General features: G+C 33.6%; 21 protein-coding genes. 7 read left to right on the plus strand and 14 right to left on the minus strand.

Annotated elements, in window-relative coordinates; translation table 11 throughout:
- Positions 1 to 115: 115 nt before the first annotated feature.
- From AA80_RS02545 to AA80_RS02585, 9 genes are all read right to left on the minus strand, one after another.
- The gene (locus tag AA80_RS02545; RefSeq protein ID WP_103876273.1) at positions 116 to 1,144 is read right to left on the minus strand and encodes a D-isomer specific 2-hydroxyacid dehydrogenase family protein; all 1,029 of its coding nucleotides are present in this window, start codon (positions 1,142 to 1,144) and stop codon (positions 116 to 118) included.
- 16 nt (positions 1,145 to 1,160) lie between these two features.
- Positions 1,161 to 2,579 (minus strand): NADP-dependent phosphogluconate dehydrogenase, encoded by a 1,419-nt coding sequence (gene gndA / locus AA80_RS02550; RefSeq protein WP_103876274.1) that lies wholly within the window; start codon positions 2,577 to 2,579, stop codon positions 1,161 to 1,163.
- An 85-nt stretch (positions 2,580 to 2,664) separates the two neighbouring features.
- The gene (locus AA80_RS02555) at positions 2,665 to 3,489 is read right to left on the minus strand and encodes an SDR family oxidoreductase (protein WP_103876275.1); all 825 of its coding nucleotides are present in this window, start codon (positions 3,487 to 3,489) and stop codon (positions 2,665 to 2,667) included.
- A 133-nt stretch (positions 3,490 to 3,622) separates the two neighbouring features.
- The gene (locus AA80_RS02560; protein ID WP_103876276.1) at positions 3,623 to 5,404 is read right to left on the minus strand and encodes an amylo-alpha-1,6-glucosidase; all 1,782 of its coding nucleotides are present in this window, start codon (positions 5,402 to 5,404) and stop codon (positions 3,623 to 3,625) included.
- A complete protein-coding gene (locus tag AA80_RS02565) occupies positions 5,394 to 6,059 on the minus strand; it encodes a PIG-L deacetylase family protein (protein ID WP_103876277.1) in 666 nt (221 codons plus the stop codon). Before AA80_RS02565 ends, AA80_RS02560 begins: the two co-directional genes overlap by 11 nt.
- 21 nt (positions 6,060 to 6,080) lie before the next feature.
- Positions 6,081 to 6,899: a carbohydrate ABC transporter permease gene (locus AA80_RS02570; protein WP_103876278.1), complete on the minus strand. Its 819-nt coding sequence runs from the start codon at positions 6,897 to 6,899 to the stop codon at positions 6,081 to 6,083.
- Positions 6,900 to 6,903: 4 nt separating this feature from the next.
- On the minus strand, positions 6,904 to 7,791 hold the full coding sequence (locus tag AA80_RS02575) for a carbohydrate ABC transporter permease (protein ID WP_103876279.1): 888 nt from the start codon (positions 7,789 to 7,791) through the stop codon (positions 6,904 to 6,906).
- Positions 7,792 to 7,856: 65 nt separating this feature from the next.
- Entirely contained in the window at positions 7,857 to 9,113 is a 1,257-nt protein-coding gene (locus AA80_RS02580) for an ABC transporter substrate-binding protein (RefSeq protein ID WP_103876280.1), read from the minus strand.
- Positions 9,114 to 9,156: 43 nt separating this feature from the next.
- On the minus strand, positions 9,157 to 10,227 hold the full coding sequence (locus AA80_RS02585; RefSeq protein WP_103876281.1) for an ROK family transcriptional regulator: 1,071 nt from the start codon (positions 10,225 to 10,227) through the stop codon (positions 9,157 to 9,159).
- 186 nt (positions 10,228 to 10,413) lie between these two features.
- Here AA80_RS02585 and AA80_RS02590 point away from each other — a divergent pair, with 186 nt between their 5' ends.
- A complete protein-coding gene (locus tag AA80_RS02590; RefSeq protein WP_103876282.1) occupies positions 10,414 to 11,136 on the plus strand; it encodes a metallophosphoesterase family protein in 723 nt (240 codons plus the stop codon).
- 195 nt (positions 11,137 to 11,331) lie between these two features.
- Entirely contained in the window at positions 11,332 to 13,209 is a 1,878-nt protein-coding gene (locus AA80_RS02595; RefSeq protein WP_103876283.1) for a BMP family ABC transporter substrate-binding protein, read from the plus strand.
- A gap of 157 nt (positions 13,210 to 13,366) precedes the next feature.
- On the opposite strand, the gene AA80_RS02600 is transcribed toward AA80_RS02595, so the two are convergent.
- From AA80_RS02600 to AA80_RS02615, 5 genes are all read right to left on the minus strand, one after another.
- Positions 13,367 to 14,020 carry an HAD family hydrolase gene (locus AA80_RS02600; RefSeq protein ID WP_103876284.1) on the minus strand — a complete coding sequence of 218 codons (654 nt, stop codon included), beginning with the start codon at positions 14,018 to 14,020 and terminating at the stop codon, positions 13,367 to 13,369.
- A 16-nt stretch (positions 14,021 to 14,036) separates the two neighbouring features.
- The gene (gene ftsH, locus AA80_RS02605) at positions 14,037 to 15,962 is read right to left on the minus strand and encodes an ATP-dependent zinc metalloprotease FtsH (protein ID WP_103876285.1); all 1,926 of its coding nucleotides are present in this window, start codon (positions 15,960 to 15,962) and stop codon (positions 14,037 to 14,039) included.
- Between the two features lie 4 nt (positions 15,963 to 15,966).
- On the minus strand, positions 15,967 to 16,521 hold the full coding sequence (locus AA80_RS10160) for a radical SAM protein (RefSeq protein ID WP_208317046.1): 555 nt from the start codon (positions 16,519 to 16,521) through the stop codon (positions 15,967 to 15,969).
- A gap of 17 nt (positions 16,522 to 16,538) precedes the next feature.
- A complete protein-coding gene (locus tag AA80_RS10165) occupies positions 16,539 to 16,778 on the minus strand; it encodes a radical SAM protein (protein ID WP_243830550.1) in 240 nt (79 codons plus the stop codon).
- A 192-nt stretch (positions 16,779 to 16,970) separates the two neighbouring features.
- Positions 16,971 to 17,762 (minus strand): energy-coupling factor transporter transmembrane component T family protein, encoded by a 792-nt coding sequence (locus AA80_RS02615; RefSeq protein WP_103876286.1) that lies wholly within the window; start codon positions 17,760 to 17,762, stop codon positions 16,971 to 16,973.
- Positions 17,763 to 17,984: 222 nt separating this feature from the next.
- On the opposite strand from AA80_RS02615, the gene AA80_RS02620 reads away from it, so the two are divergent.
- The 5 genes from AA80_RS02620 (at position 17,985) to AA80_RS02645 (ending at position 22,699) form a co-directional block, all read left to right on the plus strand.
- A complete protein-coding gene (locus AA80_RS02620) occupies positions 17,985 to 18,584 on the plus strand; it encodes a hypothetical protein (RefSeq protein ID WP_103876287.1) in 600 nt (199 codons plus the stop codon).
- Positions 18,585 to 18,586: 2 nt separating this feature from the next.
- Positions 18,587 to 19,402, plus strand: a complete 816-nt coding sequence (locus tag AA80_RS02625) for a type I phosphomannose isomerase catalytic subunit (protein ID WP_103876288.1) — start codon at positions 18,587 to 18,589, stop codon at positions 19,400 to 19,402.
- Between the two features lie 116 nt (positions 19,403 to 19,518).
- On the plus strand, positions 19,519 to 21,231 hold the full coding sequence (locus AA80_RS02630) for a 2-oxoacid:acceptor oxidoreductase subunit alpha (RefSeq protein ID WP_103876289.1): 1,713 nt from the start codon (positions 19,519 to 19,521) through the stop codon (positions 21,229 to 21,231).
- Positions 21,228 to 22,106, plus strand: coding sequence for a thiamine pyrophosphate-dependent enzyme (locus AA80_RS02635; protein ID WP_103876290.1), 879 nt, complete (start codon positions 21,228 to 21,230; stop codon positions 22,104 to 22,106). The genes AA80_RS02630 and AA80_RS02635 overlap by 4 nt, the downstream gene beginning before the upstream one ends.
- Positions 22,107 to 22,234: 128 nt before the next feature.
- On the plus strand, positions 22,235 to 22,699 hold the full coding sequence (locus tag AA80_RS02645) for a DUF192 domain-containing protein (RefSeq protein ID WP_103876291.1): 465 nt from the start codon (positions 22,235 to 22,237) through the stop codon (positions 22,697 to 22,699).
- Positions 22,700 to 22,735: the final 36 nt, after the last annotated feature.

A 22,735-nucleotide genomic window follows, 5' to 3' on the forward strand; every position in this document is an offset into this window, starting at 1 on the left:
CCTTCGCCCCGCTCCCCACCCGTAAGGATTAAGAAGTCTTTACTCCTGCAACCTGCTTCTCATCCATAGAAATTGAGAAAGTCTTTGCCGATGCAGATTATCTTAAACTAATAACTTATTTTCGACCTTTGAATTGTGTTATATTTTTTTCTATAACTTCAGGGTTAACTATTTGTTCGGGGATTTCACCTTTAATCTGCTTTTCTATATCTTCAACCATTTTTTCATCCATTTTTCTTAATGAATACTTCCCATATCCTCCTATATGAGGCAGTATGTACACATTAGGGTATTTCAGTAATGGATTATTTGGGTTTATTGGTTCTTCTTCTAATACATCAAGCCCTGCAGCTGAAACCTTCTTCGATTCTAAAGCCTCTATGAAATCATTCTGGTTTATCAATTCTCCTCTTGCTGTATTAACTATTACAACCCCATTTTTCATTAAGTCGAAAGCACTTTTGTTTATAAAATGATAGTTCCCTTCATTTAAGGAAGCATTTAAACTTATTACGTCGGATGTTTTTAAAAGTTCTTCAAAACTTACAGGTGTTACCCCGGTTTTTTCTATGACCTTGTCAGCTATATAAGGGTCATACGCTATTACTTTTGAGCCGAATCCCTCTTTTACTATCTCAGCAACACGGCTTCCAATATTTCCATAACCAATTATTCCTACCGTCAATTTTGATATTTCATCACCAACAAAACTTCTTCTATCTTGCCATTTATTTTCTTTAACCGCTTTATTCGCAGGAATAATTTGCCTGAGACATATGAGAATCAAAGCAATAGCAAGTTCTGCAACGGAATCTCTTTCGTGAATACCAAGAACCTTTGTAACCATAACACCACTTTCTGTGGCAGCTTTTATATCCACATTGTTGTATCCGATACCGTGGCGGGCAATTAATTTTACATCTTTGTTGTATTGAAAAAATTCTGAAGTAAAATTTGGTGTAACGCTTGCTATAACAAATTTAAATCCTTTCAATTTGACTGCTAACTCTCTTCCTGATATTTGGGGATCCACCGTTATTCTTTCAACGATACCTATTTTTTTTAATCTTTGCATTAAATCGGGAAAATATATACCAAAAGTGCTGGAATTTACTATCGCGATGTTCGTATTGTCTTCCGACACCTCTTTACCCCCTTTGCTATATATTATGTATATCTTGCCATTCTGTGTGGAAAATTCCCTCTTTGTCCTTTCTTTCGTACGTGTGAGCACCAAAATAATCCCTCTGTGCCTGAATCAGATTCGCCGGTAACTCTTTTGAACTTAACCCATCAAAATAATCAAGGGCTGAACTGAGAGCAGGAATAGGTATACCAGCTTTTTTAATCTCTGAAACTACCTCTCTCAGCTTTGGAATTTTCTCCTTAATATCATTTTTGAATTCGTCAGAAATTATCAAATTTACTAAATTGGGATCATTTTTAAATGTCCTTTGAATGGGTTTTAAAAATGTGGATCTTATTATACATCCATCTTCCCAAATCCTTGCAACTTCAGATAAATCTAAGTTATACTCGTACTCTTTGGAGGCAACTTGCAACAACTTCATACCTTCTGCGTAAGCAATTATCGTTGAAATATACAAAGCATCCCTTAAAGAATTGATAAAGCTTTCGTCTAAATTCATTTCGATGGGGGTTTCATATATTTCTCCAATCCTCATCCTTTCATCTTTTATTGAGGATAAGGTTCTTGCATTTACGGCAGCGTTTATAGTGGGGATTGATATATTCAAGTCTAAAGCGTCTTGAACACTCCATTTCCCGGTACCTTTCTGTTTTGCACTGTCTAAAATAACGTCAACGATTGGTTGACCTGTTTCTTCGTCTTTCCACTCTAAAATCTTATAACTAATTTCCATCAAATAAGACTTGTGGTCTTCATTCCATTCTTTAAATAATTTACTCATATCCTGAGGATTCATTTTAAGTACTTTCCTCATAATATCGTATGTTTCTGCTATCAACTCCATGATGGCGTACTCTATCCCGTTGTGAACCATTTTAACATAATGACCACTTGATTTGGGACCAAGGTAAGTAACACATGGACCATCTTCTGTTTGAGCAGCAGTAGCTTCGAGTATCTCTTTTACCTCTTCATATGCGGATTCATCTCCCCCAGGCATAATGGATGGACCGTGTAACGCACCGTATTCCCCTCCACTTATGCCGGTTCCTAAAAATCTTATTCCTTTTTTAAGTAAATCTTCGTATCTCCTGTCTGTATCTTTGTAAAAAGAATTTCCTCCGTCTATGATTATATCTTGCTTATTCAAATAGGGTAAAAGTTCATTGATTACATCATCAACCGGTTTACCAGCTTTAACCATCAGGATGATCTTTCTTGGTGTTTTTAATGAATTAATAAGTTCTTCAATAGAGAAAGCCACTTGGATATTTTTATTTTTTGCTCTTTCTTCCACAAATCTTTCGGTTTTTTCATTTGTTCTATTGTAAACAGATACCTTAAAACCCTTAGATTCCATGTTTAAAGCAAGGTTCTGCCCCATCACCGCCATTCCTATAACCGCTATATCGCTCTTTTGCTGATCCATTATATCAACTCCTTCTATTTTTTATTTAACTCTCTCCCAAAGAAAAATTGGAACTTATAGATTCCCTAAACAAAAATAAAACATATTATACGCCACTATAAGCTGCGAACCCTCCATCTATTGGAACAACAACACCGTTAACAAACTCAGAACTGTCACTTATCAACCACATCACTGTAGAAATTAGATCTTTAGGTTCTCCAAACCTTCCCATAGGTGTATGATCCAATATTTGATTTCCCCTTTGGGTTAAACTACCGTCTTGGTTGGTCAACAAGAATCGATTCTGATTGGTTAAGAGAAATCCTGGAGCTATCGCATTGACCCTTATTTTTTTCGAGTAGTTGTGGTTCATATGAACCGCTAACCATTGTGTAAAATTACTCACAGCTGCTTTAGCTGCAGAATAAGCAGGGATCTTTGTCAAGGGTCTAAATGCGTTCATCGATGAAATATTTATTATCTCTCCATAACCTTTTTCTGCAAAATATTCTCCAAACACTTGACTTGCCAAAAATGTACCTAAGAAATTCAAGTTAAAAACCCATTGTACTGCATCTTCTGGGAGTTCAAAAAATGATTTGTCTTTACTTGTTGTTGCCTCCGGTTTGTTGCCACCTGCCCCGTTTATCAGTATATCTATTTTACCAAATGTTTCAAGAATTTCATCTTTTGCTCTTATTAAATCATTTTTTTCCAAGACGTTAGTTTTTATCGTTATGTGTTCAACACCTTTTTCTGTTAATTCATTACTTAACAGGGCCATAGCTCTTTCTGATAGATCCACTACAGCAATCTTCCCACCAGCTTCTCCCAAGGATCTAGCCATTTCAGAGCATAGAACGCCTGCTCCACCCGTTATTGCTATTACTTTGCCTTCCACATTAAAATAATCTTCGACTTTACTCACGTTGATCATCTCCTTTTATAAATTCTTATTTATATTATACAATTAATTCGTTCTAAAATGAAATTAATTATTTATACAATAATCGTCTATAATTCTGCTTAATCGACTCAAATTACTTTTAATCGTTGATAATTCAAAGAAATAATGTTGCAGCCAAGGAAGACCATCCTTGGTTGAGTGATCCTCGAGCATAAATTGGGCTATAGTATTCTACAGGGTTTATCCATCCTTTTTCTAAAGAGTATTCCCACCATCTAGTTAAAGGATATCTATAATCCATACCTTCTCTTTTCTTAACCAAGGCATATATAGAAGACAAATAAGGCCAATCACTCCCGTTGTGGTACCTGTATGGGAAAATACTTTTACTGAAAAGGTGTTTTTTTGATTTGAAAAATGGCCAAACAGACATAACCCCCCAATCTTCAAACTTTTGCTCTTTGTTATTTTTTGTTTCAAGCAGTCTTTCCATAGCGTTTAAAGTTTTTCTTTTTTTGTCTTCATCTGCTATATCAAAAAGCAAAGCCAATATCGTATCTATATTCAAGTGATCTTCCAAATAGTCACCAATAAAATCATTAAAATACCCTTTTTTCTCGTTCCACATCTTTTTGTTGAAATTGTGTTTCATTATTCGATATTTTTCTCTTATATCTTCAGCAATCTTTTCCTCACCAATTAAATCATATATTGAAGAAGCTTCTTCAAAAGCTTTTATCTGAATCGCCAAATCGTAGGTAACAGCTCCATTTCTGTACACATTATCCGCCCAATCGTTTGAATCATAAGGCTTTTCAAATAATAAATCATTATCAATATCTAAACTAATATACCTTTTAAGAATATTACCAATCTTATCCAGTACTGTGCCGTCTGGAAATCGTTCTTTTAAAATACTCAAGTCTCCAGTATTATTAATATAATCAGACAAAAGTATTATGTAATACCCTCCAGAGTCATGATGGTTTGACCACCAATCTTTTTCGTATTTATAAAATTCTTTTGCTTTTTTGGGTAACATATTTTTTTTACTTCTAATAAAAGCCAATTCTTCTTCACCTAATTTCATAACACCGCTTGGACAGCTTCCATCTTCGTGAAAACCTTCGGACAAAAATAAAATTTGGTTTTTAGCAAATTTTGGATCGACTTTTATTATTGGCTGGATAGTCCAAAAACTATCTCTAAAATATGTCCTATTCGGGAAAGAATAATTAACCCCTGCCGCTAAAGCTAGGTTTCCATCATAATCTTTTATAGAAGAAAAAGCAGTGTGCATTGTAAATAAAAACTCTGATTTTTCTAACTCACTTAAGTCTTTGTTTTGTATCAAACTTTTCAGATAATTAATGTATTCTGTGTTCTTTTTTTCTAAATTATTTTCTTCTTTTCCAATAATAATTTCTATTTCGTTGTTCTCGTCAGATCTCAACACGAAGGCTACTTTTTCACCTTTTATTAGATCTCTTATTTCACCTTTTTTAATGATAATTTTAAAGTCATCAGCGAATGCCAAACATTTATTTTCTACTTCCTGTTGGTAACTTATAGGAATTTCTATCTTATCGAAAAAAGGTAATTTGAATTCTTTTTTAAAAACAGGGGTGAAAGAGAAGACTAAATTTTTTAAATTTTTAAATTTAACAAGGAAAGAATAAGCAGATGGATCGCTCATAACAGACATTTTTGATAAACCATTATTAGCTGACATGCCATCAGGCCAAAATTTCACCCTTTGACTTGGGTAAAAGTTTAATCTTATTTTTGAGATTACCGTTCCATACTTGTTGGAAAAAACAGAAAAAGGCATGCAGTTTTTCAACAACATCGTGGAAGATCTGTTACTTATTATGTATTCTTTCGGAAATATTTGAAAATAAGTTAAGTTTCCATCTTCTTCAATCTTATAATACATAATATCCTTCCCCTTTTACCAAAGTTAAAGGATAAAATACTTCTACGGCTTTGTTTCTTCCTTCTAAGACATCGGCTGCTATATATTTGTTCATCAAAGGTATGGGGTCTAAGACTTCCCTTTGAGATTCGTATAATCTTAAAACCTTGATTTTGTCTTCCAAAAAATCAGTGATATCTACATAAACTTTAGATTGAGGAATCTTTGTTATATCAGATATAAACATAAGAACGTTGGTACAATTGTAAGGTTCATTTTCTAAATCATCTCTTTTCGTTCTGGCTAAAAATAAGGCATCTTTAGTACTTTCTCCAATTGCTTTGTGATCGGGGTGCTTATCTTCAAAATAGTGTGTGAAAAGGATTTTGGGCCTATACTTGCGTATAAGATTTGCGATTAAACTGGCTAAATTATTAATTTCATCTAAATATCCGTCTTTCAGTCCTATCATTTCAAAATAATCGAGTTTCAAAGATTTTGCAGCCCGTTCTGCCTCCAATTTTCTAACGTTGACATCGTTGTTCTTACCTGCGGAGCCATCGGTTAAAATTATTCCTCCACAACTCTTCCCTTCGTTTTTCAATCGAAGTATTGTTCCTCCTGCAAAAGCCTCATAATCATCAGGGTGAGCCCCAATGAAAAGCGCATCCACCATATTTTCTCCTCCCCTTTTTTCTTATTTTAGAGATCCCATTGTTATACCTTTTACAAAATACCTTTGAAAGGCTAAAAATACAACCATTACAGGGATCATAGAAAGTGTTGTCATCGCCAAAAGAGATCCCCATTGTACGGTATGCTCACCTGAGAATAATGCTAACCCAAGCTGAACCGTCATATATTTTGGGGAACTAACAACTAACAAAGGCCAAATATAATCGTTCCATCTCCAAGTAAATGATAACACAGCTAAGGCAGCTATTACAGGTTGAGATAAAGGTATTATGATCCTCCAAAATATTTTTAATTCACTTGCTCCATCGATTTTCGCGCTTTCTATTACTTCTGTAGGAATCGTTGACCTTATATACTGGGTTGCCAAAAAAACTCCTGTAGGCGTAGCCGCTGGTGGTATTATCAATCCCCAATAGGTGTTTATCCATCCAATGCGGGCCAAAACAAAATATATTGAGATCATAATAACCTGCATTGGTATCATCAAGGTTGATAAAAATAATGTAAAGAAAAAGTTCTTTGATCTAAACTGAATTTTAGCCAAGGCGTATCCAGCCATTAAACTAATGATTATCGTGATAATCGTAGAGGTTATACTTACTATACTTGAATTTTTAAAATAAGCCAGAATATCAGTATTTTGAATGACGTTAGTGTAATTGCGAAAGGTAAATTCTGAGATCAATTTTGGTGGATATGCGAACAAATCTTTCTCTAATCTGAAACTCGATATAACTGTCCATATTATTGGAGTAACATACACAATTGCAAAAACATAGACAAGCAAGTTTACAATAATTATTATACTTTTTCTGTTCATCTTATTACTCTTCCCCCTTCATATACCTAAATTGTAGTAACGTCAATCCAAGTAAAACAAAAAACATTACAACTGACATTGCAGAAGCCAACCCTAATTTGTAATCTTGGAAGCCTGCTTCATAAACTTTTTGAACCATAAACATAGTGGCGTTCCCCGGACCACCTTTTGTAAAAACATAAACTAGTTCAAAATTTCTTATAGCCATAATCGTTGAAAGGACCATTACCAACACAGAAGTTGGTTTTAAAAGGGGAAAAGTAATATACCAAAACCTTTGCCATTTGTTTGCACCATCTATACTTGCCGCATCGTATACTTGCATGGGAATAGATGTTAGAGCAGCATTGAACATGACCATGAAATATCCTGCAACATACCAGACGTTAACCAATGTAACCCAAAAAAAGGCTAGATCTGGCTCTAATAACCACATTCTTGGTTCCATGCCAACCTTTTCTAAGATTATATTTAAAAAACCCGCATCGATATCCAAGAACCATTTCCATGAAAGTGCAACAATAACGGGGGATAAGATCCAAGGCCAATAAAAAAGGGCTCTAAGAATACTTTTACCTTTTACAATCTCAGAAGTAGTAAGAACTGACAGAAACAACGAAAAGAAAAAAACTAGGGGAACAAACATCGCTGTGAATAGAAAAGTTCTTAACATACTTCTTAAAAAGGAAGAAGTGCTAAAATCGGAAAAAATCTTTACAAAGTTTTCAAAACCAACAAAGTTTGCGGATGTCCCCAACATACTATAATCTGTGAAAGCCAGAAAAATCCCTGAAATTGCCGGAAAAATTACAAACAAAGTGAATATTACCAGATTAGGTAAGATGAAAAATAATCCCGTAACTTCGACACGATAACCTTTAGATACAGCCAAAAGTATCCCTCCTCGTAGAAATAATCCGCATGCCCGATTCAGACATGCGGATTATATGGAACGAATTATTTTAAACCAGCTTCAGTTCGAATTTGATCTGCGAGTTTATTCATCGCTTCTTCAGGTGTTTGTTCGTGAGTGAGAACTGAAACAACCATATTAACTATTGAAGATACGTTCCCTTGAATCACAGGAGATGTCTTTAAATTATACCAATCAAAATCTTGCCTCTTTTTCGCTGCTGGAGATGTGTTAAGCAAATCATTCATCGCTACTATGTTAGCTTCTTGAACCATTTTATCATCGTAAGTTACTTCTGTCATGTCCGATCTGTCAGGCAATAGATACAATGCAGAACTAATATCAGCAAGGTTCTCTTTATTTGTTAAATAGAATGCTAATTCAACACCTTCTTCGGTTAATGGAACTATCAACTTACCTCCAGAAAAGGTGTATCTTTCTCTCTTCACAGGCATTGGAATTGCCCCCCACTCAAAATCCAATTGTTCCGCGAAGGTTGGAAGCATCCATGTGCCGGAGAGATACATTGCAGAAAGCCCGTTTTGGAAGTACTTTAAAGGCGCATCACCAGAAATCCAAACGGCTTTCGGCATCAAATCCTCATCATGAATTTTCAAGAAAAATTCTATTGCCTCAATAGACTCTTTAGAATCCAAGATAATCTTTGTCCCAGTTTCATCCCAATAACCTCCGCCATATGTGTACATCAACCAAGAGAATCTTGATGGACTCCTATCCCAAACCAAAGGATAGCGTACTCCAGATTCTTTCAACTTTACCATGGCATCGTACCATTGGTCAATTGTCCAAACCCCATCTGTTGGGACTGTGATCCCTGCATTTTTGAATAATTCTTTATTATAAAAAAGAGCAAAAACGTCAGTGGTATACGGAATGGCTGGAATCATCCCTGACTCTAAGCTATAAGTTTTAAACCAACTTTTATACACGGTAACTGTGTCCAACCACTCCATAGGTTCCATGCCTGTGTATTGTTTTACATAAGGGGTTATATCGATGGCGTAATCTTGTAAATAAACAACATCGGTTTCTCTTGCAACATCGGGAGGTGTCCCCCCTTGTAACATCATGATCATCTTAGTCTTCCAATCTGCGTAGGGTATTACCAACAGTTCTACATCTTTCCCCGTTTCCTCTTCATAAGAAGCAACTTGTTTCTGAAACACGGGTAGATCTGGGCCATCGATGAAAGTCGCAAATGTGATATCCTGCGAGAATCCAAAAACGGCTGATAAAATCATTATGCTACTCACCAACAACATCGAAAATACTTTTTTCATTCTAACCTACCTCCTTCTAAATGATTTGAATAACGAAATAGTTTCAGTAAACATTTTCCCCTTCCAATCCTACTGTAACTTTTTTTAAGTACAATTCTATGGCTAAAATAGCAGCTCCTTCGACAATGGCACTTTCTTCACTTCTGTGAATTTTAACCTCATTGAAATTAGGATATGTTTTGTCCCATTCTTCTATTATCTTATCCATCTCTTCCTGGTGGGTACAATTCAACACGATTTTGTCTGGTTGTAGGACGTAATAAATATTTCTTAAAAGACGCATCCATTCTTTTATAACTTCATTTTGGCTAGAAGAATCGATGTACTTCTCCAAAGTTTGGCCATTGGTAAGTATACTTCCTAACTCACCTGCTCGACCTTTACCAACATAAAGCATTTCATCAATTATTAAACCCATTCCTACCCCTTTTCCCCAATAAATACAAACTACATTCTTCACTTTTTTATCTGAATAGAATCTCTCTTTTATCGCTAAAAGGTTTGCATCATTTTCAAAGGCAGTTAAAGCATTCGGAAACAATTTTTTCAAAGTTTCCACCAGAAAGGTAACATTGGAACCATTTATTCTTAAAGCGGAAGAATTAATAATTCCATCTTTTGAAACATACCCAGAGATTCCAACTACTACGGATAAGATATTTGTTTTGAGCTTTTTTAATTCGTCTTCTAACTGAGCACAGAGTTCTGTTATGGAATCATAATCAGATAAAAACCTCTTTTTAGAATCTAAAACTTCGTTTTTCAAATTGTATATTCCATATATTATGAATTCATTTTCAATTTGAATTCCAAGTATTTTATATTCTTCGTTGAGTTCTAAGATCTCAGCTTTTCTACCTAATTTGCTATCCTTCATTCCTGAAGTCAAAACTAAATTATTTAAATATGGTTCTAAATTTCTCGATACCGTAGGTGCACTAATTTTTAATTTTTTCGATATCTCAGCTTTTGTTGCTATTTTATGATTATAGATATAAGTTAAAATTTTATACCTGTTAATATTTCTAATCCCTTTTACATGATTATGTTCAGTTATAAGTGACCCCCCCCTCTCATTAATTATTTTCTTACTGTATGTAATTATATTGTACATGACTTATAAGTTTTTTCAAAATCCCCTCAGAGGCGATAAGAGTTGATTAAAACTTTTTATAACTAATTAAATTCAATTACATTCAATTTTCGCATGAGTTTTAAATTATTATACAAAATTTCAACTTATCACTATTTTTTGATAAAATAATTTTATAGAATCTCTTAATAAAAAGGAATTAAAACGATGATAGATATAATTGCAATTTCCGACGAGGAAGTATATTTAATAAATAAAGACAAGAAAAGGTTTGACTTACTTATTTACGCTGGAGATCTTTCTCCACAATATATGGATTACGTAATAAACGAATTCAAACCATCCTTAAGCTTAATGGTACACGGTAATCATGATAAAAAGTATTATAAATTATACGAAGAGGAAAACAACTCTTTTTCAAAGGTATACAAAGGAGCCTATGTTTTAAATCATGGCATAGTTAACTTAAAAAAATTCATAGGCAAAGATATCATAGTAGCGGGATTTTCCGGTGCTCTAGCTCATGGATATAGACCTTTTTATTTCAAAGAAAGGGATATTAATAAATTTAAAAGAGAGGTACTTTTCAACACAATCTTTAAAGGCAATAAGTATAAACCAATCGATATAATGATTACACACAATCCTCCTTACATAAAAAATACCATAAAAAAATACGGTCAATCTCATACCCCTTCAAGAGCCTTGGGGGAATTTTATCTTAAGACACTTCCAAAAATTTGGATATACGGTCATATTCATCCCAAATACGATTTTCAGGAACTTGATTTTGAAATTAAATTCTTAAATAATGTATCTTATCTAATAAATGCGGTCCCTTACAAATTAATAAAATACGATGATGAAAAAAAAGAAGTTATAGAAATTTGTACTTATAAGAAAATCCGTACAAAAACTATTTCAATTTAGTGATTAATTAATTTTTTTAAACGAAATTTTAATTATTGTGTTGTATTATTGAATTAATCTTATAAGAATATATCCCTAAAAGGTTTTGCTGTTTCTTGCAAAAAATCTTTTTCATAATAAACTTTGATTTTGAACTTGGGGATCTTAAGGGGCTTACCCCTTAACGTGCCCACAAAAACGGGAGGCTAAAGCGAAATGTATAGGACCTCGAGAAGTCTCAGCAGAAGTGAGTACGAAAAAGCCAATAGATTAGCAAAAAAAGACTTTTTGTCTAATATTTCAAAAGGGGCGGAAGGATATCTGCCGTGTTTAGAAGATATCATCCACAACGTTGAAATAATTAAGGAAGAAAAACTCGGCCTGATAGATATCCCTATAGAAAGGATCAAAGGAACTTACTATCATTCTCGCTCACTCTCTTTTTCAGCAAATTTTTATCCTTTAATGAAAATTGATTCAGAGTTTGCAAGCAAATGGATTAATTTGTACGAAGCTCATATATCTGAAGGGATAAGAGAGCCGGTAACAGCCTACGAATATTTAAACTGGTTTTACATTGTTGAAGGGAACAAAAGGGTAAGCGTTTTGAAATATTCAGACGCTTTTTCAGTCCGCGGGGAAGTTACTAGATTGATTCCCAAATGGGATGAAAACAATCCTGAAATAAGGATCTACCATGAATTTTTAGATTTTTATAAAAAGACAAAAATTAATATAATCTGGTTCAACAAAGAAGGCAAATTCAAAGAACTGTACGATTTAATCAAAGATTACAAGAAAAAAAGTGATTTTGTTGATAATGATTATGATCAACTGATCAATTCAGTATATCTTCTATTTAGAAAAGTGTATAGGGAAATTGCCAAAGACACAATTTCGCTTACTGAAGAAGAGGCTTTTTTAGAATATCTAAAAAAATTTGGTTTGGAGAATGTTCCCACTATTGAAAGAGAAATGAGGAAGCAGGTTAACGAGTTGGTAGAAGAATTAGAGGAACGCCTGGGTAAACCATCCGAGCCATTGTTTAAATTACCTCAGATTTTCGCAGGGAAAACATTAAAAGTAGCTTTCCTTTACAATACTTCAATAGAGGGGTCAGCATGGACATATTCTCATGAATTGGGAAGAAGGTACGTTCAAAAACGTTTAGGAAGTGAAATAATAACAAAGTATTTTGAAAATATTTCTAATTTAAAAACATATGAAAGAATATTAGATAAACTTGAAGAAGAAAAGTTCGATCTAATATTTTCTACAAGTTTTGAGTTCTTACAAAATCAGAATACAAAGGAACTTCAAAATGTTCGATTTATGTATTTTTCTGGGTATCGTACTACGAAGAATATTAATACATATTTCGGGCGTATGTACGAACCAAGATTTCTCTCTGGTATGATAGCAGGTGCTATGACAACCAACAATAAAATAGGTTACGTTGCTTCTTACGGTATACCTGAAGTCATTATGGGAATAAATGCTTTTGCTTTAGGAGCAAAGGCCGTTAATCCAAAATCAAAAGTGTTTGTTGGATGGACGAATACTTGGCGCAATATAGAATATGAAAGAGATACGGCAGAGTATTTAATAAATGAAATTGGAGTGGATGTTTTAACACATCATCAGGATTCTCCAGAAGTTTGCAAGGTTGGAGAAGAATATGGTGTTTATACCATTGGTTACCATTTTGATATGAAAGAATATGCTCCAACTACCCATTTAACCTCCGTGGTTTGGAATTGGGGAGTATACTACGAAAACATCATTAAAGATGTATTAAGAGGATCAAACTTTTCCTTATTTAGATTGTTTTCTGGTTCAGAAAAGATAGAGAACTTTTGGGGTGGACTTAAGAGCGGGGTCGTTTGTTTGTCACCTATAAGTGAAATAGTTCCTTCTACAACAAAAAACCTTGTTGACACTGTGAAAACAGATATTATGGACAATAGGTTTCATCCTTTCCGAGGTAGTATTTTTGATAAGGAAGGTAATATGAAAGTCTCGAAAGGCAAAAATATTTCAGACGAAGAACTAATGAAAATGGATTGGTTTGTAGACAACGTTTTTTATTCCTAAAAATGGGGAAATTTATGAAAAGATTTTTTATAATGTTGTTATTCTCTTTTGCTTTTACAATCGTTTTTTCAGAAGTTAATTTTTATTTTTCTATATCGCATAGCATAGTACTAAAAAATTATGAAACAAACGCGAGCCCTTAATCTTAAGCTTCCACTTATTCTAACTTTTTTATCAATTCCAAAGTTATTTCTTTCATATTTTCCACCACTAAATCTGCTTTCGATAGATCCTGATTGAGTGAGTTAGGGTTTTTAAAACCTATACACTTCATTCCAGCAGCTTTTGCCGCTTTAACACCATTCTTTGAGTCTTCTATAACTACACATTCATCTGGTTTAACCTTTAACAAGCCTGCTGTGTATATAAAAATATCAGGTTTAGGCTTACCACGAGCAACGTATTCTGAGCTCACCAAAACCTCAAAATACTTCTCAATATCAAACAGGCAAAGAACTTCTTTGATCAATCTCATGGGGGAAGAAGAGGCCAAAGCTATCTTATAATTGCTTTCTATCAGAGTTTGTAACAACTCTATTACACCTTCTATTGGCTCTTTAACACTTTCTTTTAATAATTGCAAATTCTCTAAGTTTTGTTTTTCAAGCAATTCTTCAACACTTTGTTGTAGATTGTATTCATTTTTTAAGTCTTGCCACATTTCTTGATTGCTTACACCTATATAATTACTATATGAACTTTTATTCATTGGAATTCCCAATTCTTCAAAAATTCTTTTATTTGCATTATAATGGATGGGTTCACTATCAATGATGACCCCATCCATATCAAAAATAATAGCTCTTATCATTATTTTCTCCTCACCTTTATACAGGTTGATAGTTAACATGATTCACAACATCTATTTTAAGAAATTCATTTATTTCTTTTTCGCCCCCAATATATTCTTTTAACTCTTCAAGGTCTTTGCTCATAAGCTTCTTGAATTCTTCTCCATAGATCGTTTCTTTTTTGAAAATATAAGAAGCTAGAAGATCAAGTTTCTCCTTATTTTGCCTAAGCAGCTCAACAGCTTTATCATACATTGAGTTAATTATCTTCTTGACTTCAACGTCAAGTTCTTTAGCAGTTTCTTCCGAATAATTCTTTTGTTTTGTCAACTCACTACCCAAAAATATTTCTTCCTCTTCTCCTTCCCAATACACCGGTCCCAACTTTTTGGACATCCCTAACCTATAAATCATGGATTTTGCGTAGTCCGTAGCTTTTCTTAGGTCATCTTTGGCGCCTGTAGTAACAAAATTGAACACTAATTTCTCACTTGCTCTTCCCCCTAGGGCTACAACGATTCTATTAAGTATTTCACTTTTTTTAATTAGGTATCTGTCTTTTTCGGGAATTTGTAAAGTAGATCCTAATGAACCTATACCCCTTGGAATTATAGTAATTTTATAAACAGGGTCGGTATTAGGTAATAAATAAGCCAATACAGCATGTCCCAGTTCATGATACGATAGAATCTTCTTCTCTTTATCGGATATTATCCTATACTTTTTGGACGGACCAGTTAATACTCTATCAATAGCTTCTTCAAAATCATTCATTTCAATTTGAGTTTTCTTTTTTCTTGAAGCTATTAAAGCAGCTTCATTAACTAGGTTTTCTAAATCTGCTCCTACGAAGCCCGGTGTCCTTTTGGCTAACAATGTTAAATCAACATCTTGGGCTATTTTCTTTTTACGTGTATGTATCTTTAAAATTTCTTCTCTTCCTTTTCTGTCAGGAGGGCCTACCATTATTTTTTTATCAAACCTACCGGGTCTAAGTAAGGCTTTATCAAGAACATCAGGTCTATTTGTAGCAGCCATTACAACAACACCTGTAGAAGAATCAAAACCATCGAGTTCCACCAACAAGGCGTTAAGAGTTTGTTCCCTCTCATCGTTCCCGCCGCCAAGTCCAGCTCCTCTTTGTCTACCTACTGCGTCTAATTCATCAATAAATATTATTGAAGGAGCATTTTCTTTAGCTGTTTTAAAAAGGTCTCTAACTCGAGATGCTCCAACTCCTACAAAAAGTTCAACAAAATCTGAACCACTTGCATAATAAAAAGGTACATCTGCTTCACCAGCTATAGCCCTTGCTGTCAAAGTTTTACCCGTTCCTGGAGGGCCTACCAGCAAAGTTCCTTTAGGCATTCTTGCACCTAATTCTTGAAATTCTTGAGGATTTTTCAAAAATTTTACAATGTCCTCTACTTCCTCCAAAACTTCATCGATTCCCGCCACATCTTTAAAAGTAACTTTTTCACCAATGGGTTCATACTCCTTTGCCTTACTCTTTCCAAAGTTCATACTGCTTTTAGCACCTGATGCAGCGGAACGATATAACCAAAAAAAGAAAAGCACCATTATTACTATAGGTATTATATTAATCAATAAACCAAACCACCACTTTGAGGCTACACTTTCGATATACTCGACTTTTATACCTTTTTGAATTAAACTATTCACATACTGTTTATCGATTACTAAAGCTGGAGAAAAAGATTCATAAGTAGAATCATCTTTAGCAAATATTGTCACGTCCCCGTTTTGATTTATTTTTATGGATTCCACCTGACCGTTATTGATCAAGCTTAACATTTCAGAATAGGATATCCTAGGGTTATTTTCCCAGTTCAAAGCAACGAGAGCTCCAACAAAAATAACCGCAAATATAATATAAACCCAAATTATATTGGAAAACTTTAATTTCTTTTTTTCTTCTTTGGTGTTTTTATTTTCAGGCATTTATTTACCTCCTCACAGATGTTGACCTATATACATTTAATCCATAATACTGTACTTTTTCAACGTTTTCATCTTTCTCCAATTTTTCAAAAATCTCCTTTTTATTTTTACATCTTCTTTGATCTAAAAAGCTCTCAATCTCATGCTGATTCATCGGATGCCTTTTTATTATACTTAAGATAGCTTCCAAATCATCTTCTATAGAACTGTAGAAATCTTCTTCTTCTAAAAAATCAAGAGATATGCCTCCTAAGATATTTTGAGCTAGCTCAATTTTTTCTCTTTCTGGAACTGTTACCCAATCTTCCGCAGGGGGTCTCATGGGTAAATTGATATACAATCGATCATAATTTATTCTGTTAAATATTTCTTGGATTTTCCTTAAAGATTCTTCATCATCATTTAATCCTTTTACCATCATGAATTCCATCCAGATTTTACCTTTAAAATTTTTAGAAAAACTTATCAATCCATTCACGTAGGATTCAAACAATATACTTTTAAGAGGTCTATTTATTTTTTTAAACGTTCTTTGATCATAAGCATCCAGCGTTGGCATTACAAGATCACCTTCACTTAACTCTTCCCTTGCTTTTTTTTTTCAGACAATAGAGCCCCATTTGTAATTACAGCAACAGGTTTTTCAACATAAGCTTTTATAGATTTTATTAGTTCACCAATTCTAAAGTATAATAATGGTTCACCTTCACCAACTATGGTTACAAAATCAAACTGGGATACGCCGCTTTTAATATAAGATTTAAACTCTTCTAAAATATCTTGTAAATTAAAAAATTCTTGTCTTTGGTTTGTCATGTTGCTCGTTCTTCCTAACTGACAGTATACACAAGAGAAATTGCAGGTTTTTGGAGGTATTGAGCTTACTCCTAAGGATCTTCCCATCCTTCGAGAAGGAACAGGCCCTTATAAGTGTTGAAAATTCATCGGACACCTCGAATCTATTTTCAATGTTTTTTTATCCTTTTAAATTATACCAAAAAACCCCCACTAAATAAAAATAATAGTAAAACATACTAAAGAAAAAGAAATTAGGAAAAAAGTATCTTTTATTTCCCAATTAAACTGCTTAAATCTTGTTCTCCCTTCCCAGCCATTGTATCCTCTTGCTTCCATCGCAACGCTCAAATCTTCAGCCCTTCTCAGAGCAGATACCAACAAAGGTATAATTATAGATATAGCCCCTCTAATCCTTCCAGAAAATTTTCTATCATCAAAATTTGCCCCCCTACTTAATTGTGCCTTCATTATTCGATCCGCTTCATTCGCAATTACAGGGATAAATCTTATAGCTATCGTCATTACCATCGATATTTCATGGGCAAATCGTTTTGGCACAAAAAACCATCTCAGGATATCCTCAAGAGCATGAGCTAAAGAGGTAGGAGAAGTAGTTAACGTGAGAACAGAAGATAACAAAACTGCAAACAGTATTCTGAAGGTAATTATAGCAGCATTAAATAAACCGATATCTGTTATTCTGATAAAGCCAATCTTAAAAAGTGTATTCCCTCCTATTGTGAATAATTGAATTACAAAGGCAAAGATAACTATAAACCATATTGATTTTAAGGATTTCATGTAATACTTCAAACTTAATTTAGATAACAACATCAACAACAAAGTATACGAAGACATAATCAAAACATCGTAAAAACTGTTTATAGAAAAAGCGAATCCTGCTAAAACGAACAATCCTAAAAGTTTTCCCCTTGGATCCAGTGAATGCATCAACGAGTCTAATTCAACGTATCTTCCCAAGGCAACATTATCCAAAAGCATTTAAATACTCCTTTTATCAATCATTTTTTCTAATTCCCAGCATTCAATATTTTAACATAATTTAAGAATTAGTATATTATTCGTGAGAAAAGATTTTGTTGTTTTTTTAAAATATTAATAAACAGAATGGCAGATTTTTATTAAGTTTTGATTAAGTATTTTGGTAAAAAAGATGGTATAATAAATTATTATAATACGTAATAACCCTATAAGGAGAATCAAATGAAAAGATCCTTAGCAAATAGAAATGTGAAGTATCTATTCATACTTTTGTTGATTTTAATAACATGTATAATAATTGCTTTTTTAGTTTCTAAATCCTCAAATTATAAAAAGCAAATTATTTTTTTTGAAGAGTACTTAAAAAATAACTATACTCTGGACGATGCAACGATAAGAGAATTCGTTAACGTTTTTGAAATATTATACAACGAATTTCCCTACGTAACTGAATATGTCTATCCTCGCGAATTGTTAGCTATTGGAATAGTAGAAACGAATTTTGAAAATGCAAAAGGAGATAATGGGAAAAGTTTAGGATATTTTCAAATTCAAGCCCCTACTTATTGGTATTTAAAACATAATTATCCTGAATTTTACCAGAGGATCAATTTCTTAGAACCTTGGTATTGGGATATCGTAAGCGAAAGACCTGATGTGCAATTAATGACTTCTATCCTATACTTATACGATATCAAATTACGTTACGGGGAAGAGGATGCATACAGTATTTACAATGGCGGTTCAGAAATATATAAAGACAAAATATTATTAAGACTTAGTATTTTAGAAAATACATTTAAAAAATTTAACAGGAGGTAAGCATGCAGATATCAGAACCCCTTGTTTCGAAACCAGTTTTTAGTGAAAAAATTTGGGGAAGTAACGAGTTAAACAGAATTTTCAACTACGAAAAAAACCAAACAATAGGAGAAGTCTGGCTGTATTCACCCTTAGATGGCTATGAAACCGTATTGTATGGAAGAAATAGCCAAAGAGAATATGGAAAAGCAAGTGAACTCTTCCCAAAATTCCCTCTACTCTTAAAACTAATAGCAACCTCATCCTGGCTTTCCATACAATTGCATCCGGATGATACAATGGCCAAACAATTAGAAAACGAGCCATGGGGTAAATCGGAAGCTTGGTACTTTCTGAAGGATAATGGTCAAATTAAAGTTTCAAATAATAATAAATATATCCTCCAAGCTTTTGAAAACAATCGATGGGATGAAGTACTAGAAAGTTATGAAATGAACAAATTCGATTCCATATTCATACCCGCTGGAACCGTGCATACTTTAGGTCCCAATAGCTTTTTACTTGAAATACAGCAAAGCTCAGATTTAACTTACAGACTATACGACTGGGGAAGACCTAGAGAAATCCATGTTGATAAATCTAAAAAAGTTCTCAACAACATTCACACCAGTTACTCTATTTCAAGGAAGACTGAAGGATTGTGTACCAAATACTTTAGCTTTTCCAGATTTGCCAACCAAAATAAAAAAGGGTTAGGCGTATATGTTAACTTGAAAAGCTATGAAACAATAGTACTTCCAGAAGAAGTAAATTATAATTTTCAAGGTGAATTTGTGGAATTTAAATTAAACGAAATTGGCTGGAAATCACTTTTATAATTTCATAATTAAAAATTATAAAAATAATTTAAAATCTTTACATTCCATTTCATTTTCGACTTATTTTGTCTGATATAATTGAACAAGTAGAAAACAAAATCTTAGGAGGAATCCTGATGAATAAAACTATGAAAGAAGATGTATCAATCGTCTTATCTGGTGAAGCAGGCCAAGGGATTCAAACGATAGAAAGACTGCTAACTTTTATTCTTAAAAGGGAAGGTTATTATGTATTTGCCACAAAAGAGTACATGTCGAGGGTTAGAGGTGGAAGCAATTCAACTGAAATAAGGGTAAGTTCCAAACCTGTAAAAAGTTACGTTGACAAAATTGATATACTCATACCTCTTACAAAAAGTTCAGTTGAACATCTAGGAGACAGAGTGAATGAAGATACCCTAATCATAGCAGACAACGATTCGTTGAAATTAGAAAACAAAAATCTTTTCAACGTCCCCATCCTCTCTATTGCCAAAGAAATAGGCAATGAAATATATGCAAATATAGTTGCTGTTGGTGTAATTTTGGGTCTTTTCAAAATAAACATAAAAACGATAGAAGAGTATCTAAGAGAAAGATTTGGAGATAAGGGAGAAAAAATTGTTTCAGATAACATAAAAGCTGCTTCAGAAGGTTACAAATTGGGTAAAGACTTTTCTGAAAATGGAGAGATAAAAATAGAGATCTCTGCAAATGAAACTTTAAAAGACGATTTATTAATTAGCGGAACAGACGCGGTAGCTCTAGGAGCATTAGCAGGAAATTGTGATTCGATTTTTTCATATCCAATGACGCCTGGATCGGGGGTTCTAGTTGATTTAGCAAATTTTTCAAAAAATTTCGACATTTTAGTTGAACAAGCCGAAGATGAAATTGCCGCAATCAATATGGCAATAGGCGGATGGTACGCTGGAGCAAGATCAATGGTGACTACTTCTGACGGAGGATTTGCTTTAATGGAAGAAGGACTTTCTCTAGCTGGTATGATCGAATCACCGTTAGTAATTCACCTTGCTCAAAGACCTGCGCCTGCAACAGGTTTACCAACAAGAACCGCTCAAGAAGGGTTAAATCTTGTTATACACTCAGGGCATGGTGAATTTCCAAGGCTGGTTTTTGCTCCTGGTAATCTTGAACAAGCTTTCTATTTAACTCAACAGGCATTTAATATCGCCGATAAATATCAGATCCCAGTATTTATTTTGACAGATCAATTTTTTGTTGATTCGTATTATAACGTTAAAAAGTTGGACCTTTCCAAAATTGAAAATAAAAAATATTTCGTCGAAACCGGTGAAGATTATAAAAGATATGATTTATCAAAAGCAGAAAACGGTGTTTCACCAAGAGGTATACCTAACTTTGGTAAAGGATTAATTATCGTAGATAGTGATGAACATGATGAGGAAGGTCATTTAACTGAAGATTTGGATATCCGAATTAAAATGGTGGAAAAAAGGCTCCAAAAATATGATGCTTTAAAAGATGATTTTGTTTCTCCAGAATTCTTTGGAAATAGAAACTACAAATATCTCTTAGTATGTTGGGGTTCAAACTATAATGTTGTGAAAGAGGCAATAGAAAATATAGATAATAAAGATCTTGCTATGCTTCACTTTAGTCAAGTTTTTCCCTTCCCAGAAAATGCGGTTGAATTTTTAGAGAATGCAGAAAAAATAATTGATGTTGAAAATAATGCCACGGGCCAATTTGCAAAGTTAATAAGAGCAGAAACTGGTATAAAAATAGATAGTAAGATACTAAAATTCAATGGAATGCCGTTTTCGGTTGAAGAGTTAACCGCTAAAATAAGGGAGGAGTTACAATGAGTGAAAGAAAAAATATTTTTAGTCTAGAAAACGAAAAAGAATTAGACATAGCTTGGTGCCCTGGTTGTGGTAATTTTGGAATACTGAATATATTAAAAAAAGCCTTGGAAGAAATGGAAGAAATAACTCCCAACAATTTTGTGCTCGTTTCAGGAATAGGACAGGCAGCAAAAATTCCTCATTACTTTAAAAACAATGCTTTTAATGGCCTTCATGGTAGAGCTTTACCCGTTGCCTTTGCCATTAAATCGACTAATCCAGATTTATACGTAGTAGCTGAAAGTGGAGATGGAGACATGTACGGTGAAGGGGGAAACCATTTTATCCACAATATAAGACGAAACGTGGACATAACAAACATAGTCCATGATAACCGGGTTTATGGATTAACAAAAGGACAGGCTTCTCCTACTTCACAACAAGGAATGGTCACCCCTGTTCAAGTAAACGGAGTAATACTAAACCCCTTCAATCCCATTGCTGTGGCTATAGCTAACGGAGCTACTTTTGTTGCACGGGCTTTTGTAGGCGACATTCAAAGCACTAAAGAAATTATTAAAAAAGCTATCAGACATAAGGGATACTCGCTAATTGATTTGTTCCAACCATGCGTGACGTTTAACAAAATAAATACTTATGCCTGGTTTAATGAACATACTTACAAATTAGGGGAAGATTACGATCCATCAGATAAAATGCAAGCTCTACAAATGGCTTTTCAAGAAGACAAAATTCCTCTGGGTATAATATATGAAGAAAAGGGAAAACCAACTTTTGAAGAACAATTGACTATTTATAAACAAAACAAAGAACCCCTTTTTAAAAGAAACATAGATGTAAACAAATTAGAAGGTTTTATAAACTCAATGAGATGAGAGGTGATACTATGGCATTGAAGGTTGGAGATTTGGCTCCCGATTTTAAAGTGAAAGATCAAAATGGTGATGAATTAGGCTTTGGCAAAAAGTTCGAAACCTAATTTATCATTATGGAGCAAAAAATTATGAAAAAACTGGCTTTTATTTTTTTAATTTCGATGATTCTTTCAACCAATTTATTGAGTCAAACGATAAATATACCGCAATTTCCAAAAGGAACTCTAACTATTTCACAAGAGGGAAGAGTTGTGACAATCCCTATTGAAATTGCTAATACGAACGAATTAAGAGAATTCGGTTTAATGTACAGAGAAGATATCCCAGAAGAATATGGAATGCTTTTTGTATTCCCAAATCCTGGAATAAGAGGCTTTTGGATGAAAAACACCTTTGTTGAACTTGACATCGCTTTTATAGATAACAATGGAACAATATTAAATATACAAAACATGAAACCTTGCGAAGAATCAACCTGCCCTATTTACATAATTTACAAACCTTTCAAATATGCTTTAGAGGTAAAGGCAGGTTTTTTTGAAAGGTACGGATTCAGTGAAGGAGCAAAAATTGACTGGTCGATAGATGACTAAAAACTGTGTTACAAGGCAAAAGAGCTATAAAAATGC

The organism is Petrotoga sibirica DSM 13575, assembly GCF_002924625.1.
GTDB classification, from domain to species: domain Bacteria; phylum Thermotogota; class Thermotogae; order Petrotogales; family Petrotogaceae; genus Petrotoga; species Petrotoga sibirica.

Coding starts and splice junctions, on each gene's coding strand:
- gndA (WP_103876274.1), bottom strand. CDS start 2,579: ATGGATCAGCAAAAGAGCGATATAGCGGTTATAGGAATGGCGGTGATG.
- AA80_RS02560 (WP_103876276.1), bottom strand. CDS start 5,404: ATGTATTATAAGATTGAAGAAGATGGAAACTTAACTTATTTTCAAATA.
- AA80_RS02565 (WP_103876277.1), bottom strand. CDS start 6,059: ATGGTGGATGCGCTTTTCATTGGGGCTCACCCTGATGATTATGAGGCT.
- AA80_RS02570 (WP_103876278.1), bottom strand. CDS start 6,899: ATGAACAGAAAAAGTATAATAATTATTGTAAACTTGCTTGTCTATGTT.
- AA80_RS02580 (WP_103876280.1), bottom strand. CDS start 9,113: ATGAAAAAAGTATTTTCGATGTTGTTGGTGAGTAGCATAATGATTTTA.
- AA80_RS02585 (WP_103876281.1), bottom strand. CDS start 10,227: ATGTACAATATAATTACATACAGTAAGAAAATAATTAATGAGAGGGGG.
- AA80_RS02590 (WP_103876282.1), top strand. CDS start 10,414: ATGATAGATATAATTGCAATTTCCGACGAGGAAGTATATTTAATAAAT.
- AA80_RS02595 (WP_103876283.1), top strand. CDS start 11,332: ATGTATAGGACCTCGAGAAGTCTCAGCAGAAGTGAGTACGAAAAAGCC.
- AA80_RS02600 (WP_103876284.1), bottom strand. CDS start 14,020: ATGATAAGAGCTATTATTTTTGATATGGATGGGGTCATCATTGATAGT.
- ftsH (WP_103876285.1), bottom strand. CDS start 15,962: ATGCCTGAAAATAAAAACACCAAAGAAGAAAAAAAGAAATTAAAGTTT.
- AA80_RS10160 (WP_208317046.1), bottom strand. CDS start 16,521: ATGCCAACGCTGGATGCTTATGATCAAAGAACGTTTAAAAAAATAAAT.
- AA80_RS10165 (WP_243830550.1), bottom strand. CDS start 16,778: ATGACAAACCAAAGACAAGAATTTTTTAATTTACAAGATATTTTAGAA.
- AA80_RS02615 (WP_103876286.1), bottom strand. CDS start 17,762: ATGCTTTTGGATAATGTTGCCTTGGGAAGATACGTTGAATTAGACTCG.
- AA80_RS02620 (WP_103876287.1), top strand. CDS start 17,985: ATGAAAAGATCCTTAGCAAATAGAAATGTGAAGTATCTATTCATACTT.
- AA80_RS02625 (WP_103876288.1), top strand. CDS start 18,587: ATGCAGATATCAGAACCCCTTGTTTCGAAACCAGTTTTTAGTGAAAAA.
- AA80_RS02630 (WP_103876289.1), top strand. CDS start 19,519: ATGAATAAAACTATGAAAGAAGATGTATCAATCGTCTTATCTGGTGAA.
- AA80_RS02635 (WP_103876290.1), top strand. CDS start 21,228: ATGAGTGAAAGAAAAAATATTTTTAGTCTAGAAAACGAAAAAGAATTA.
- AA80_RS02645 (WP_103876291.1), top strand. CDS start 22,235: ATGAAAAAACTGGCTTTTATTTTTTTAATTTCGATGATTCTTTCAACC.